This window comes from Actinokineospora sp., from assembly GCF_050699995.1.
Taxonomy (GTDB): domain Bacteria; phylum Actinomycetota; class Actinomycetes; order Mycobacteriales; family Pseudonocardiaceae; genus Actinokineospora.
In genome coordinates, this window is record NZ_JBOHGC010000626.1 from 1 (window position 1) to 13,713 (window position 13,713).

General features: G+C 69.8%; 16 protein-coding genes. 14 read left to right on the forward strand and 2 right to left on the reverse strand.

Going from position 1 to position 13,713, the window contains the following annotated elements; all coding sequences use genetic code 11:
* A partial coding sequence (locus tag ACRDSQ_RS29915; RefSeq protein ID WP_431425685.1) for a TetR/AcrR family transcriptional regulator occupies window positions 1-512 on the reverse strand: 512 nt, incomplete at its 3' end.
* 91 nt (window positions 513-603) lie between these two features.
* Between ACRDSQ_RS29915 and ACRDSQ_RS29920 the strand changes: the two genes are divergently transcribed.
* Together ACRDSQ_RS29920 and ACRDSQ_RS29925 are read left to right on the forward strand one after the other, a co-directional pair.
* Entirely contained in the window at window positions 604-1,476 is an 873-nt protein-coding gene (locus tag ACRDSQ_RS29920) for a metal-dependent hydrolase (RefSeq protein WP_431425686.1), read from the forward strand.
* Between the two features lie 80 nt (window positions 1,477-1,556).
* The gene (locus ACRDSQ_RS29925) at window positions 1,557-2,534 is read left to right on the forward strand and encodes an oxygenase MpaB family protein (protein ID WP_431425687.1); all 978 of its coding nucleotides are present in this window, start codon (window positions 1,557-1,559) and stop codon (window positions 2,532-2,534) included.
* A gap of 179 nt (window positions 2,535-2,713) precedes the next feature.
* On the opposite strand, the gene ACRDSQ_RS29930 is transcribed toward ACRDSQ_RS29925, so the two are convergent.
* Window positions 2,714-3,325, reverse strand: a complete 612-nt coding sequence (locus tag ACRDSQ_RS29930) for a TetR/AcrR family transcriptional regulator (protein ID WP_431425688.1) — start codon at window positions 3,323-3,325, stop codon at window positions 2,714-2,716.
* A 102-nt stretch (window positions 3,326-3,427) separates the two neighbouring features.
* On the opposite strand from ACRDSQ_RS29930, the gene ACRDSQ_RS29935 reads away from it, so the two are divergent.
* The 12 genes from ACRDSQ_RS29935 (at window position 3,428) to ACRDSQ_RS29990 (ending at window position 13,690) form a co-directional block, all read left to right on the forward strand.
* The gene (locus ACRDSQ_RS29935; RefSeq protein WP_431425689.1) at window positions 3,428-4,237 is read left to right on the forward strand and encodes an MlaE family ABC transporter permease; all 810 of its coding nucleotides are present in this window, start codon (window positions 3,428-3,430) and stop codon (window positions 4,235-4,237) included.
* The gene (locus ACRDSQ_RS29940; protein ID WP_431425690.1) at window positions 4,237-5,085 is read left to right on the forward strand and encodes an ABC transporter permease; all 849 of its coding nucleotides are present in this window, start codon (window positions 4,237-4,239) and stop codon (window positions 5,083-5,085) included. The genes ACRDSQ_RS29935 and ACRDSQ_RS29940 overlap by 1 nt, the downstream gene beginning before the upstream one ends.
* Entirely contained in the window at window positions 5,085-6,335 is a 1,251-nt protein-coding gene (locus tag ACRDSQ_RS29945) for an MCE family protein (protein ID WP_431425692.1), read from the forward strand. The genes ACRDSQ_RS29940 and ACRDSQ_RS29945 overlap by 1 nt, the downstream gene beginning before the upstream one ends.
* A gap of 2 nt (window positions 6,336-6,337) precedes the next feature.
* Window positions 6,338-7,333 (forward strand): MCE family protein, encoded by a 996-nt coding sequence (locus ACRDSQ_RS29950; RefSeq protein ID WP_431425746.1) that lies wholly within the window; start codon window positions 6,338-6,340, stop codon window positions 7,331-7,333.
* Entirely contained in the window at window positions 7,330-8,313 is a 984-nt protein-coding gene (locus tag ACRDSQ_RS29955) for an MCE family protein (RefSeq protein ID WP_431425694.1), read from the forward strand. Before ACRDSQ_RS29950 ends, ACRDSQ_RS29955 begins: the two co-directional genes overlap by 4 nt.
* On the forward strand, window positions 8,310-9,377 hold the full coding sequence (locus ACRDSQ_RS29960) for an MCE family protein (RefSeq protein ID WP_431425696.1): 1,068 nt from the start codon (window positions 8,310-8,312) through the stop codon (window positions 9,375-9,377). The genes ACRDSQ_RS29955 and ACRDSQ_RS29960 overlap by 4 nt, the downstream gene beginning before the upstream one ends.
* Window positions 9,377-10,390: an MCE family protein gene (locus tag ACRDSQ_RS29965; RefSeq protein WP_431425698.1), complete on the forward strand. Its 1,014-nt coding sequence runs from the start codon at window positions 9,377-9,379 to the stop codon at window positions 10,388-10,390. Before ACRDSQ_RS29960 ends, ACRDSQ_RS29965 begins: the two co-directional genes overlap by 1 nt.
* Window positions 10,387-11,586, forward strand: a complete 1,200-nt coding sequence (locus ACRDSQ_RS29970) for an MlaD family protein (protein ID WP_431425699.1) — start codon at window positions 10,387-10,389, stop codon at window positions 11,584-11,586. Before ACRDSQ_RS29965 ends, ACRDSQ_RS29970 begins: the two co-directional genes overlap by 4 nt.
* Window positions 11,586-12,140, forward strand: coding sequence for a VirB8/TrbF family protein (locus ACRDSQ_RS29975; RefSeq protein ID WP_431425701.1), 555 nt, complete (start codon window positions 11,586-11,588; stop codon window positions 12,138-12,140). The genes ACRDSQ_RS29970 and ACRDSQ_RS29975 overlap by 1 nt, the downstream gene beginning before the upstream one ends.
* Window positions 12,141-12,617: 477 nt before the next feature.
* Window positions 12,618-12,743: a hypothetical protein gene (locus ACRDSQ_RS29980; RefSeq protein ID WP_431425702.1), complete on the forward strand. Its 126-nt coding sequence runs from the start codon at window positions 12,618-12,620 to the stop codon at window positions 12,741-12,743.
* Between the two features lie 13 nt (window positions 12,744-12,756).
* A complete protein-coding gene (locus tag ACRDSQ_RS29985; RefSeq protein WP_431425704.1) occupies window positions 12,757-12,912 on the forward strand; it encodes a hypothetical protein in 156 nt (51 codons plus the stop codon).
* Window positions 12,913-13,063: 151 nt separating this feature from the next.
* On the forward strand, window positions 13,064-13,690 hold the full coding sequence (locus tag ACRDSQ_RS29990; RefSeq protein WP_431425705.1) for a DUF4383 domain-containing protein: 627 nt from the start codon (window positions 13,064-13,066) through the stop codon (window positions 13,688-13,690).
* Window positions 13,691-13,713: the final 23 nt, after the last annotated feature.

Here is a 13,713-nt window from a genome sequence, read left to right on the forward strand (position 1 = left end):
ACGTCGACGTCGACGTCGACGTCGACGGCGTTGTCGCGGCCGCGCAGGAACCGGCGGGCCACCCCTTCGAACTGCGTCATCACTGCCTGCTCGCCACGGCGGCGGTACTCGCGCACCGGGGCGGGGACCGCGCCCACCGGCAGCAGGATGGCCCGCCACGTCGCGGGGCGCTCCGACACGGCGCTGACGAGCGCGCGGCAGACGTCCGCGAACCACTTGGCCGGGTCGGCGAGGTCGACCGGGAGCGCGGCGGCCGCGGCGAGCTGCCCGAGCGCGTGCTGGGCCTCGCGGTCAAGCAGGTCTTTGAGCAAGTGGTGCGCGTCGGTGAACTGGCCGTAGACGACCGGCCGGGTGACCTCGCAGGCCTTCGCCACGGCGTCGATCGAGACGGCGGCGAGACCACGGGTGTTGATGATCTCCAGCGCCGCGTCGAGCAGCTGCTCGCGGCGTTCGGCCGCGGGCATGCGCGGCGCGTATGGACGCTTGCCGGTCGCTTCCCTCGTCGCGGTCACCAGAGCAGTCTAGCCTTGATTTGCTACAGCACTGTAGCTAAAGTCCTGTGACGGCCGGTCACACCTTTCGTCGACTTTCACGGGAGCGCGCATGAGCACCGAACCGACACCGAAGCCCGTGCCGCGTGTGCGCCGAATCCGGTTCGCCTACCCCACCGGCGCGCTCGACCGGCACTTCGTGAAGAAGGACGGCCAAGGCGAGGGCGACCTGGTGATGAGCCACATCGTGGCCGTGCTCTCGGCGATGTTCCCCGAGGGCGAGGACTTCTTCGTCCGCTCGGTGCGGCGCTACGCCGACAAGGTCGACGATCCGGAGCTCAAGGCGCAGGTCGCGGGGTTCATCGGCCAAGAGGTCACGCATGGACGCGAGCACCGGGCGCTCAACGAGCGGCTGCAGGAGATGGGCTACCCCACGCGCCGGGTGGACCGCCGCACCAAGATCGGACTGGGCCGGGCGGAGCAGAAGCTGCCGGGCCTGAGCTGCCTGGCGATGACCGCCGCGTTGGAGCACTACACCGCGGCGCTGGCCGAGACCCTGCTGACCGACGAGCGCGCCCAGCGGCTACTCGGCTCGACGGAGGTGCGCTCGCTGCTGCTGTGGCACGCGGTCGAGGAGTCCGAGCACAAGGCCGTCGCGTTCGACGTCTACCGCGCGGCGGACGGCAGCGAGCGCAGGCGCATCCGGACCATGCACTTCGTGACCGTCACGTTCATCCTGGGCGTGCTGGGACACACGCTGCTCTCGCTGCTGCAGGACCGGGCCGCGTACCACCCGGTCCGGCTCGTCCGCAGCATCGTCGCGCTGCGGCACTCGCCGTTCCTGACCCGGCAGGTGTTCCGCCGGATCGCGGCATACAACCGGCCGGGCTTTCACCCGGACGACCACGACAACACCGAGTTGCTGGAGCGCTGGACCGCTGAGCTCTTCGGTGCCGAAGGCAAGCTCGCCGACAAACTTCGCTGATTCACGCCGTCCCTCTAGACAAAGCTACTCCACTGAAGCATATTTACTACTCAGTAGTAGTAATGGCGCAGGGAGAACCGATGGCAGCGCACCCGCGACAGCCCGAACCGATGCCCCGACGGCTGGACTACGGGTTCTTCGGACCCGACTCGCCGTCGTGGAAGGTGTGGACGAGCCCCACCGCGCTGATCGGCTTCCAGCGCGCCGTCGTGCTTGAGCACTTCGACCCGTTCCTGACCGCCGCGGTCGCGGACTCGCGTGGGATCTACAACGACCCGTACGGGCGGCTGGACCGCACGCTGGCGTACTTCCTGACCGTGGCCGTCGCGGATTCGCGCACCGCGATCGAGGCCTCGGAGTTCCTGATGCGCGTGCACGCCAAGGCGACCGGCGTCGAGCCGATCTCCGGTCAGCGCTACAGCGCGAACAGCCCGACATCGCAGCTGTGGATCCACATCACGGGCTGGCACTCGGTTCTGAAGTGCTATGAGAAGTACGGCCCGGGTCTGACTCCCGAGGAAGAGGAGCGGTTCTGGGCGGAGTGCGTCACCGCCGCGGAACTGCAGACCTGCAAGCCCGGCGACGTGCCCCGCTCGCGGGAAGAGGTCCGAGAGTATTACGCGGAGGTGCGGCCGCGGCTGTGTACTTCGGAGCGGGCCAACGAGGGCATGCACTACCTGCTGCACGTGCCGTGGGATATGGGCGTCAAGGCGTGGGGCGGCAGCCGGATCGTCGCGCCCGCCGCGATCGCGACGCTGCCGAAGTGGATGCGCAAGCTGGGTGGGTTCGACCAGCCCGCCGTGGTGGACCGGGCGATCATGCCCGCGGCCAAGCTGGCCGTGAAGGTCATCGGGAGCCAGATCCGCCCCGACACCGACGCGAAAGGCCCGATCCGCACGGGAATGCTCGCCGCGACCGGCCTGCTCGGGCCCGCCACGTCCCGGATGCTGGCCATGCACGTGCGCGCCGAGCCGCCGGTCCGCGCGGAGACGGTGACGCCCGCCCAGGCCCGCGCGCTCTACGGAAAAGGCGCCCACGCCCAACTGGCGGCCCGGTGACCACCCGCGAGTCGCCCCTCCCGGCAAGCGAGTTCAACGTCCCGGCAGACGAGTTCGACATTCCGACCAGCGAGTCGCGTCAACCGACCGACGAATTCGACAGTCAGGCAACCGAATCCCACCTTCGGCCACACCAGTTCGACCTTCGCGTCAGGCGCACACCGCTTCGGCTGGTCGGCTCAGTCGACGAGGTCCGCCGCCCGCAGGGTGGCGAAGTGCTCGGCGAGCATGCGGTTCGCTCGGCGTCGGAGTTCGTCTCGGGTTTCGGGGTCGGATCCGGACAGCAAACCCATGCCCGCCACCAGGGTGACCAGTCGGCTGACCTCGTGACGCAGGTCGAGGTCGACGCGAAGTTCGCCGTCATCGACCGCCTCTTCGAGGTGTCGGTGGGCGAGCTCTCCCCAGGCTCGGTAGCCCGGTCCGAAACCACCGGCCGACGGCGAGCGCTGCGGGTCGTCGGACCAGAAGGCGAGCCAGACCCGCCAGATCGCGACACCATCGCCGTCCGTGGGAAGCAAGCCCAACGCGGCCCGCTTGACGGCGGCCAGGCCGCGTCTGCGGCCCACCGTGGCCCGCACCCGCTCGGCGGCGAGCCTGCCGTTGTAGCGCTGGATCGCGCCCATCAGCTCGGCCTTGTCCTCGAAGTAGTGCGTGACGGACCCGGTGGTGACCCCGGCCTCGGCCGCGATGGTGCGCATCGTGGCCGCCGCCGCGCCCTGGGTGCTGATCAGCCGCCAACCCGCGGCGATGATCAGCTCCCGACTTCGCGGATCCCGGATCTGTCGTGCCACCACTTCACCTCCGACGACTCCTGGGCATAACGACTGTTCCGTAACCCACGATACGTAACGCTCGTTGTGACTTGAGACGCATCGGCGAAGGAGGCTCAGCGAGTGCTCTTGGAGACACCGCCGTCCCGCGGGCCCGTGGCCGACGCGGCCCTGCAGATCGGGCACATGCTCGACTTCGCGGTCCTCACCCTGCTCGCGGGCCTGCAGTCGCTGCGCTACCGCCGGTTTCCGTGGCGTGAGTGCGTGCACCAGATGTGGTTCCTGGCCACTGTCACGACTCTGCCCGCGGTGCTCGTCACCGTCCCGCTGGGTGTGATGGTCGCGGTGAACATCGGCTCCCTGGCCGGTCAGCTCGGCGCGCAGGGGTATGGCGGCGCGGTGGTGGCGTTCGTCATCGTCGGGCAGGCCGCACCGCTGATCTGCGCGCTGATGATCTCCGGGGTCGGCGGTTCGGCGATCTGCGCGGACCTCGGCTCCCGCAAGATCCGGGAGGAGACCGACGCGCTCGAGGTCATGGGGGTGTCCACCGTCGAGCGGCTCGCGGTGCCCAGGGTGGTCGCCGCGACGGTCGTCACCGTCCTGCTCAACGGGGTGGTGATGGCGGTCGGGATCGGCGTGAGCTTCGGCTTCCAGGTCATCGCCCTGAACAACTCCCCCGGCAGCTTCCTCGGCGCCCTCACCGAGTTCTCCCGCCTGTCCGACTTCCTGGTCGCCGAGATCAAGGCCGCCGCGTTCGCCGTCTGCGCCGCGATCGTCGCCTGCTACAAGGGCCTCACGGTCAAAGGCGGGCCCAGCGGGGTCGGCGACGCGGTCAACGAGGCCGTCGTCCTGGCGTTCGTGTTGGTGTTCATCGTCAACGTGGTGGTCACCGAGCTGTATACAGTGATCGTCCCGGCTCGGGGGGCCTACTGATGGCGGGAACCGCGGTACGGCGCGGCAGCCGACTGGTCCAACCGGTCACCGGCGCGCTGATCAGGCTGGGCGTACAAGTCAGCTTCTACACCTACGCCCTGGCCGCTGTCCCGCGCGCGGTCACGCACTACTGGCGGCACGTGGTCAAGCTGATCGCCGAGGTGAGCTTCGGCCGGGCGTCGCTGCTCGCGGGCGGCGGCACGATCGGCGTCGTCTTCGCCATGTCGTTCGTCTCCGCGACCCAGCTCGGTCTGGAGGGCTACCGCGGGCTCGACCTGATCGGGCTGACCCCGATGTCGGGACTCATGACGGCGCTGGTCAACACCCGCGAACTGGCGCCGCTGGTGGCCGGGATCGCGCTCGCGGCCAAGGTCGGCACCGGCTTCACCGCGCAGCTGGGCGCAATGCGCATCAGCGACGAGGTCGACGCGCTCGAAGTCATGGCGATCCCGTCGATGACGTTCCTGGTCAGCACCCGGATCGCGGCCGCGTTCGTCGCGGTGATCCCGCTGTACCTGATCGGGCTGTTCGCCTCCTACCTGGCGACGAACGTCGCGGTGGTCGCCATCAACGGGCAGTCCCAGGGCACCTACGACTTCTACTTCCACCTGATGCTCACCCCCGGCGACGTGCTCAAGTCGCTGCTCAAGGTGCTGATCTTCGCAGTGATCATCACGTTGGTGCACTGCTTCTACGGCTACACCGCGACCGGCGGTCCCGAAGGCGTCGGCCGAGCCGCGGGCGCCGCTCTGCGCACCAGCATCGTCACCCTCGCGGTCTCGGACATGTTGCTGTCGTTCACCTTCTGGGGCCTGCACCCGTCGCTGCCCGGTCTGGGGGTGCAGTGATGCCGGACCTCACCCGAGGCGGAGTCAGCCGCACCAGCCTGCTGCTGCGTGGGATCGCGGGCGTGTCCGCGCTCGCCGTTGTCTCCGTCCTCACACTGGTCGACAGCGCGGGCGGGTTCGCGTCCGAGCCGGAGATCACCGCGGTGCTGCCCGCGGCGAGCGGCCCGATCCAGGACAACGTGCCGGTGCAGTACCGGGGTGTCCCGATCGGCCGGGTCGTCGACATCCGCCCGGGAACCGACAGCGCGACCCTGACCCTGCGGATCAAGGACGGCAGGCTCGACCGGATCCCCGATGGCGTCCAGGCCCGCCTGCTGCCGCGCACCCTGTTCGGTGACCAGTACCTCGACCTCGTTGTCCCACAAGGCCAAGCGTCGACGGGCACGCTGCGGGAGGGCGCGGCGCTGCGACCGGACACCTCGGCGCAGACCGTGCAGCTGTACGTCGCCTACACCAAGCTCTACGACCTGATCACCGCCCTGGAGCCGGCGAAGATCCAGGTCGCGCTCGGCGCCATGGCCGACCTGCTGCGCGGGCGCGGCGCCGAGTACGGGCGGATGATCGACGACGCCGCGGCCCTGGTGAACGGGTCCCGGCCGCTGGTCGACTCACTCGGCGACAACCTCACCGAGGTCGCGGGCATCACCCGGCAGCTCGCCGCGAGCGCGCCCGACCTCCTGGCCACCCTCGACAACGCCGTCGCGCTCTCCCGCACGGTGGTCGACAAGCAGCAGAACCTCGCCGCCCTGCTCGTCGGCGGCGGCCAGGTCGCCGACCAGGCGCAGCGGATGCTCACCGACAACTCGGGCCGGTTCATCCAGCTGGTGCGCACAACCGCGCCGGTGACGAAGGCGATCGGGGGCCAACCCGAGTTGCTGGGCAAGATGCTCGACAGCACCAACGGCTTCCTCGAAGCCGCCAACCGCGGGTTCTCCACCGGGCGGCTCAAGATCCGGGTCGCGATCACCCTGGACCAGCCCTACCCGTACACGCCTGCCGACTGCCCGCGCTATCCCGGACTGGCCGGGCCCAGCTGCGGGCAGGCCGTGCCCGCTGTGCCTGACACGTCGAGCGGGACGACCGGGCCGGTCGGCAGCCCGCAGGAGCAGCAGACCTTGCAGCAGCTACTCCCCTATCTGCCAACAGAAACACCGCCGATCGGCGCCCTGCCCGAACAGTCGTCCCAGCCGGACCTGTTCAGCCTGCTGTTGGGCCCGCTGGTGCGTGGGAGCCAGGTGATCATCCCGTGAAGATGACCGCCGTCTCGATCAAACTCGCGCTCTACGTCGTGGTCGCCGTCCTCGCGGGCGTGGTCGTGGTCAACACGCTGACCGACCCGATCGACCACGCCACCGACGACTACCACGCCGTTTTCATCGACGCGGCCGGGCTGATCAACGGCAGCGACATCACGATCGCCGGGGTCCGGGTCGGCACGGTCAGCGGGGTGCGGCTGGAGAACGGACTGGCCACAGTGGACTTCGACCTGCGTGAGGACCAGCGGATTCCGGCGGACGCCCGAGCGGTGATCCGCTACGCCGACCTGCTCGGCGCCCGGGCCGTCGCGATCGTGCCGGGCCCGGGCGGCGTGGGCGACCTGCCGCCGGGCTCGACCATCCCGGTCGAGCGGACCGCCCCCGCGTTGGACATGACGTCGCTGTTCAACGGGTTCAAGCCGCTGTTCAACGCGATCGACCCGAAGGAGGTCAACCAGCTCGCGGGCGAACTCGTGGCGGTGTTCCAGGGCGAGTCCGGCACCATCGCGAGCCTGCTGCGGCACGTGGTGTCGGTGACCGCGACGATCAACGGCAAGGACCAGGTGATCGGCCAGGTGCTCGACAACCTCACCGCGGTGCTCAGCACGATCAACAGCCACCGCGACGACCTCGAAGCCCTCCTCGACGGACTGGCGACACTCACCGACAACGTCGCCGCGAGCCGGGAACAGATCGCGGCGGCGCTGGATTCGGGCGCGCAACTGGCGGGCACCCTCTCAGATCTCCTCGGCGACCTCACGCCGACCCTGACCCGCGACGTCCGCTCGGTCGACGCCCTCGCCCAAACCCTCCTGCGCAACGCCGACGGCATCGACGCGGCCCTCGCCGCGGCGCCCGGGTTCTTCGCCGACCTCAACCGGGCAGGCGATTACGGGTCGTGGATCAACATGTACGTCTGCAACCTCAGCATCACCCTCGCGAGCACCCCGACGGATCTCGGCTTCGGCCAGCACTCGGCGGTGTGCCGATGAGACACCGCAACCCGATGGTCACCGGCGCCCTCGCGGGCGCGGTCCTGTTCGCCCTCGTCGCCACCGCGGTGCTCGCGCCCAAGCTCGTGTTCCTGGCCCGCACCAACGACTACACCGCCGAGTTCGCCAACGCCGCCGGGCTCACCGCCCACGACCAGGTCTACGTGGCCGGGGTGCCGTCCGGCCGGGTCACCGAGGTGCGCCTGGCAGGCGACCGGGTCCACGTGCGGTTCCGGCTCGACAACGACCAACCCCTCGGCGAGAGTTCCAGCGCTTCCATCAGACTCCTCACCATCCTCGGCACCCGCTACCTCAGCGTGCAGCCCGCGGGCAGCGGCAGGCTCGACGAGGACGCGGTCATCCCGCTGGAGCGCACGACGGTCCCCTACAGCCTCGACGAGCTCGCGGGCGCGGCCACCGGCACGGTCGAGCAGCTCGATCTGGCCGCGCTGCAGAAGATGGTCCACACGATGCGGGAGGTGATCCCGCAAGATCCGGCGCTGGTGAACAACGCGCTGACCGGGGTCGCCGCCGCCTCGGACCTGATCGCCCGGCGCGACAGCCAGTTCGACCAGTTGCTGGAGGCGACCAAGACCGTCACCACTGACCTGCTCGGCCAGCGCGACACCCTGATCTCCCTGGTCGGGGACGCCACCGCCGTCGCGCAGATGCTCGACTCTCGGCGGGCGGTGATCCGGCAGCTGATCGCCGACGTCGGGGCGTTGTCCGAGCACCTGCGCAAGTTCCTCGCCGACAACGCCGAAGTCCTTGGCCCGCTGCTGAACCGCCTGCACGAGTTGGTGATCGCGATGTCGGCCAACGAGAAAGCCCTCTCCGACACGCTCACCCAACTCGCACCGACCAGCCGCTACCTCGCCAACGCCACCGGAAACGGGCCGTGGGCCGACGTCGTGGGACCGGCGGGGCCGCTGCCGGACAACCTGCTGTGCGTGTCCGGACTCATCCTGGGGTGCCGATGAAGAGCCGACTGGCCGCCGTGCTGACCGGGGTGTGCGTGTTCGCCCTGCTCGCCGCGGGCGCGTGGCACACGTTCAAACCCGGTGCGGTGCTGCGGGTCTCGGCCGACTTCACCGCCGCCGACCAGGTCTACCCCGGCAACCGGGTGGCGGTCCTGGGCGTGCCGGTGGGCACCGTCGAGTCCGTCACTCCGCTGGGATCCGTGGTCCGGGTGACGATGACCCTGCCCGGCGACACCCGCATCCCGGACAGCGCGCAGGCCTTCATCATGAGCCCGCAGGTCGTCAGCGATCGGTTCGTCGAGTTGAGCCCGCCGTACCGCACCGGCGGAGAACTGCGCGACGGCGCGGTGATCCCGGTCGAACGCACCCACGCGCCGATCAAGTGGGACCAGCTGGTCGGGGCGATGGACACCCTGGCCACGGCGCTGGGTCCGAACGGCGCCAACAAGGACGGGGACCTGACCGCGCTGCTGCACTCGGCGGCGGTCACCGCGAACGGCAACGGACCCGCCCTGCGCGACGCGGTCGCGAAGATCAGCCAGGCGACGGGCCTGCTCGCGGGCAACACCGGCGACCTCGGCGCGGTGCTGGGCAACGTCGACAAGCTCGTGCAGGTGTTGGCCGAACACAAAGCGGAGATCTCCACCCTGACCCAGGTGGTCGGCAGGCTCGGGACGGATCTCTCGACCGAGCGCGACGGCATCTCCCGCACCATCGGCGACCTCTCCGCCGTCCTGTCCGAAGTGGACAAACTGGTGCGCGCACACGGCGGCGCCCTGAGCGAAGACCTGACCAACCTCGCCAACCTCACCGGCACGCTGGCCGCGCACCAGCAGAACCTCGCCGAGACCCTCGACGTGCTGCCGCTGGCGATGGGCAACACCGCGCGGGCAGTGTCACCGGACGAACGGCTGCGGCTGCGAATGGACATGTCCACCAACCTCAGCCAGTTCCCGGCCTCGGCGGCGCTGTGCCGGCGGCTGCCGGTGCCGCTGTGCTCCGGCCCGGGGCTGGTCAACCCGATCCCGCTGCCGCCATCGGGCCTGCCCCTGGGCGGTGGCTGATGCGACGCCTCCTTCCCGTGGTGCTCACCGCATCGCTGCTGAGCGGCTGCGGTCTGAGCATGCAGAACCTGCCGATCGGCCGCTCCCCCGACGGCCCGACCTATCACGTGACCGCGGTGTTCGCCGACGCATCGAACGTGCCGATCGGGGGCATGGTCAAGATCGGTCAGGCCACCGTGGGCCGGGTGTCGAGCATCGACACCCGCGACTTCCAGGCGGTGGTCGGCTTGGAGATCACCGCCGACACCGTCCTCGCCCCCGGCACGACCGCGCAGTTGCAGCTCACCTCGGCGCTCGGTGAGGAGTTCGTGGACCTGCGGCCACCGGCGGCACCCGCGCCCGGCGAGCCGCTGCGCGACGGGGACGTGATCGGGCTGTCGGCGACCTCGCGCGGCCCGGACGTGGAGAACATGCTGGCCGCGGTCGGCGGGCTGCTCAACGGCAGCGGCCTCGACCATGTCCGCACGATCGTGACCGAGCTGAACACCATGCTCGGCGGGCGCGAGGACGAGGTCCGCGACCTGCTGCGCCGGCTCGACGGCGTGCTGGCCTCCCTCGACAGCCACGGCGCCCAGATCGCCGGCCTGATCGACTCGATGAACACCCTCGCCGCCGACACCGCCGCCCAGCGTCCCCTGCTGGAGGCCGCACTCACGGACATCACTCCCGCACTGCGGGTGTTGATCTCGCAGCGCGACCAGTTCACCGGGCTGCTCACGAAGGTGACCGCGTTGAGCACGTCGGCGAACGGGATCCTCGGGGATACCGGGCAGGCGTTCACCACCCAGCTCAAGCAGCTGCGGCCGGTGCTCGACTCGCTCAGCGCGTTCGATCAGCGGCTGGAACCGACCCTCGCCCAGCTCACCAAGTTCGGCGGTCTGCTCGACCGCGCGGTCCCCGGCGACTACCTCGACGTCGACCTTGAGGTCGACGTGCCGAACTCGATCCTGCAGCTGATCCAGTCGACCGGCGGGCTGCCGCTGCCCGTTCCGCTGGGAGGTGGGGTCCGGTGAACCGCACGGTCATCGTCCAGCTCGTCCTGTTCGCGGTGATGGGGCTCGCCGCCGGGCTCTACGTCGTGGACAACGTGCTCGGGCCGCAGGCGTTCGGCACCCCGATGAAGGTGACCGTCCGGCTGCCCGACGCGGCGGGCCTGGCCCGCGAGTCCCAGGTGACCTACCGCGGCGTCGACGCGGGCACGGTCAGCTCGGTCGACATCGACCCCGACGGCCAAGGCGTCACCCTGGAGCTCACCCTCGACCCCGGTCTGCGGATTCCCGCCGACACTCAGGCCGTGATCAGCATGGACACCCCGGTCGCCATCCAGCACGTCGACCTGCGCCCCACCCACGACCGGCCGCCGTACCTGACCGAGGGCAGCGTGATCCAGGCCCAGGACACGGCAGTTCCACTGCCGCTGAACACCCTGCTCGTGCACTTCATGGAACTCGCCGACAGCATCGACCCGGAAGACCTGCGGGTGCTCACCGACGCGCTCGCGACCGGCCTCAACGGGATGGGCCCCGAGCTGCGGCAGATCATGACGAACACGCAGACCCTCATGGACGCCCTGCGCGCCGACGACCCCGTCCTGGTCAACCTGCTCACCAACGCCGACTCGGTGCTGGGCGCCGCTGACGGGCTGCCGAAGCTGGCCGCGGACATGCGGCGGCTCACCGACCAGGTGCGCGCGCAGGACCCGGCGATCCGCTCGATGCTGGACACCGCCCCCGGCCTCACCGCGACCCTGGCGCCGCTCATGGCGAACAACCAGCAGGCCGTGACGGCGCTGCTGGGGAACCTGCTGACGACGAGCCAGATCGTCAGCGTCCGGATTCCGGCGCTGAAGGAGACGATGGTCGCCCTGCCCAGGGCGCTCGACGCGCTGGCGAGCACCGCGCACGGCGACACCGTCGACATGTACCTCGTCGGCGCGCAGGGACCGGTGTGCTTCAACGACACCGACCGCCGGACACCGACCGACACCTCACCCCGCGACCCGCAGCTGGGTTGGCACTGCCAGCCGGGTCCCGGCCTGTCGCAGCGAGGGGCGATGAACGCGCCGCGTCCGGTGGCGACATACGACCCCGCGACCGCGCAGGGCAGCACCCCGTCCGGTGAGGGGTTCTCCGTGGGCGCGGGCGGCGGCCAGGCCGAGGTGCTCGGCCCCCGTTCGTGGCAGTCACTCTTCTTGCAGGGAGTCAGCTGATGACGACAACCACCACCGACGAGTCCACCGAGTCCCCTGAGTCCACTGCGGAGCAAGGCGAGTCCACTGAGGACAAGCGGCGCCCGCGCGCGCTGACCATCGCGCTCACGCTGGTGATCGTCGTGCTCCTGGCGCTGTCGGGATTGCTCGGTTGGAAGTTCATCGAGCGGCGCCAAGCGGACTCGGCCAGGGCCGCCGCCGTCGACGCGGGCACCCGCTACGCCACGGACCTCGCCGGCTACGACTTCACCAACCTGGCGGGCAACTTCACCACCGTCACCGCCAACTCGACGGAGAAGTTCGCCCAGCAGTACAAGCAGGTCAGCGACAACCTCACGCAGCTGATCATGCAGATGAAGGCGACGTCGAAGGGGGCGGTGACCCAGCTCGGGGTGGTCGAGTCGGACGCGGACAGCGCGGTGCTGATCCTGTTCCTGGACCAGACGATCACCAACACGAACGCGCCGCAGCCCCGCGTGGACCGCAACCGGATGAGGCTGAGCCTGGTGCTGAGCGGTGACCGCTGGCTGATCGACGACGTGCAGTTGCTCTGAACGCCGGGCTTTAGTAGGTCCTGGGTATTGCCTAGGGCATGACTGTCTGACCGAGTCCGAACGCCCGGAAGTCTTCGGCGCGTTCGGCCCGGACAAGGACATGCAGCTCTACGGCCGAGGACCTGCGCGCCGAGGCACCGCTCGCGGTTCGCATCCCCATGCAGTGGAGCGCTGACCGCAACAGCGGATTCTCGGCGGCGGAGGTCTCGGAGTTGCCGGGGCCGATTCCGCAGGGTCGCTTCGGGCCGGAGACCGTCAACGTCAGCGAGCAGGAGGGTGACGGCGACTCGCTGCACTCGTGGATCAGGCACCTTGTCGACCGGTACCGCGAGTCCCCGGAGCTGGCGTGGGGCCGCTACGAGGTGCTCGGCACCAACGAGCGGTCCGTCCTGGCCCACCGCTGCGACATCGAGGGGACGGTGGTCGTGCTGCACAACCTCGCAGGCCAAGCGGTCTCCCCAGATCACCCTCGACGACGTGGACGACTCACACCTGCTCGTCCACCTGCTGCACACCGGGGAGGTCCCGGTGTCGGAGGAGGTGGTGGCGACGGTCGAACCGGACCCGTACGGCTGCCGCCGGCTGCGGGTCACCGAGCGGTGAGGCAGTCGCATACGTGGTGCTCGGGCTGCACGGGCTGAACTTGCTGACCGGTCCCGACTTCCTGGTCTCCGGCCCGCAGCTCACCTCCGAGCAGTGTCTGACCGTGGCCGGTCTCTACCTCCTGCAGCGGCTCCTGGCCCGCAAGGAGGCGGAGGACGACGAGTCATGATTCGGCGGGCCCGATCTGGGTAATCCCCAGACAGATGTTCCGACTCGGAGGGAGCAGCGATGGCCGCCACCCTGGTCGTGCTGGACCCGGCCGACACCGCCGCCCACGGCGATCTCCCGGCCACCTGGCGTCCATTCGCCGAAACCCACCGTTGGAGCTGGCGGCCGATTCCCCGGACCGGATCAACCGCGTCCTGCGGTCGACGACCACCGATGTGGACGACTACGCCGACCCCGACGACTTTGCCGAGGCGGTCGGCGTCGACCCACCGCCGACGAGGTCGATGAGTACCGGAACCGGATCGAGTGAAGGGAGCGGGTCGATGAGCACCACCGCGCGGCGTTGGGGCCGAGGTCCTCGGGTGTGGGGGGCGCGGACGTTCTGCGCCCTGCTCGGCTTGGTCTACCTGGTCATCGGCATCGTCGGCCTCATCGAGACCGGCAGTGCGGAGTTCGAGGGAACGACGTCGGTCGCCGGGCTCGGCGGGACGACCCTGCTGAACATCATCCACACCGCCGCGGGCGCGCTGGCCCTGGGCGCCGCGCTCCACTCGCGCACGACCCGGCTCTTCGGGTACATGGGCCTGGTCTTCTTCCTCGGCCTGAGCGTGTACTCGGTCGTCGCGCTCATCGGCGACACCGAGACCGAGCCGCTGGGGATCTCCGTGCCGTCGACCGTCCTGCACTTCGCGGCCGTCGTGGTGTGCGCGGTGCTGATCGCCTTCACCGTGGGGGTGCGTGAGCCCGCGGTCGAGCGGGAAAGCGCTACCAGTACATAACGGCCTCTTCCGAATGTGACTGC

Coding starts and splice junctions, on each gene's coding strand:
- ACRDSQ_RS29920 (WP_431425686.1), top strand. CDS start 604: ATGAGCACCGAACCGACACCGAAGCCCGTGCCGCGTGTGCGCCGAATC.
- ACRDSQ_RS29925 (WP_431425687.1), top strand. CDS start 1,557: ATGGCAGCGCACCCGCGACAGCCCGAACCGATGCCCCGACGGCTGGAC.
- ACRDSQ_RS29940 (WP_431425690.1), top strand. CDS start 4,237: ATGGCGGGAACCGCGGTACGGCGCGGCAGCCGACTGGTCCAACCGGTC.
- ACRDSQ_RS29945 (WP_431425692.1), top strand. CDS start 5,085: ATGCCGGACCTCACCCGAGGCGGAGTCAGCCGCACCAGCCTGCTGCTG.
- ACRDSQ_RS29950 (WP_431425746.1), top strand. CDS start 6,338: ATGACCGCCGTCTCGATCAAACTCGCGCTCTACGTCGTGGTCGCCGTC.
- ACRDSQ_RS29955 (WP_431425694.1), top strand. CDS start 7,330: ATGAGACACCGCAACCCGATGGTCACCGGCGCCCTCGCGGGCGCGGTC.
- ACRDSQ_RS29960 (WP_431425696.1), top strand. CDS start 8,310: ATGAAGAGCCGACTGGCCGCCGTGCTGACCGGGGTGTGCGTGTTCGCC.
- ACRDSQ_RS29965 (WP_431425698.1), top strand. CDS start 9,377: ATGCGACGCCTCCTTCCCGTGGTGCTCACCGCATCGCTGCTGAGCGGC.
- ACRDSQ_RS29975 (WP_431425701.1), top strand. CDS start 11,586: ATGACGACAACCACCACCGACGAGTCCACCGAGTCCCCTGAGTCCACT.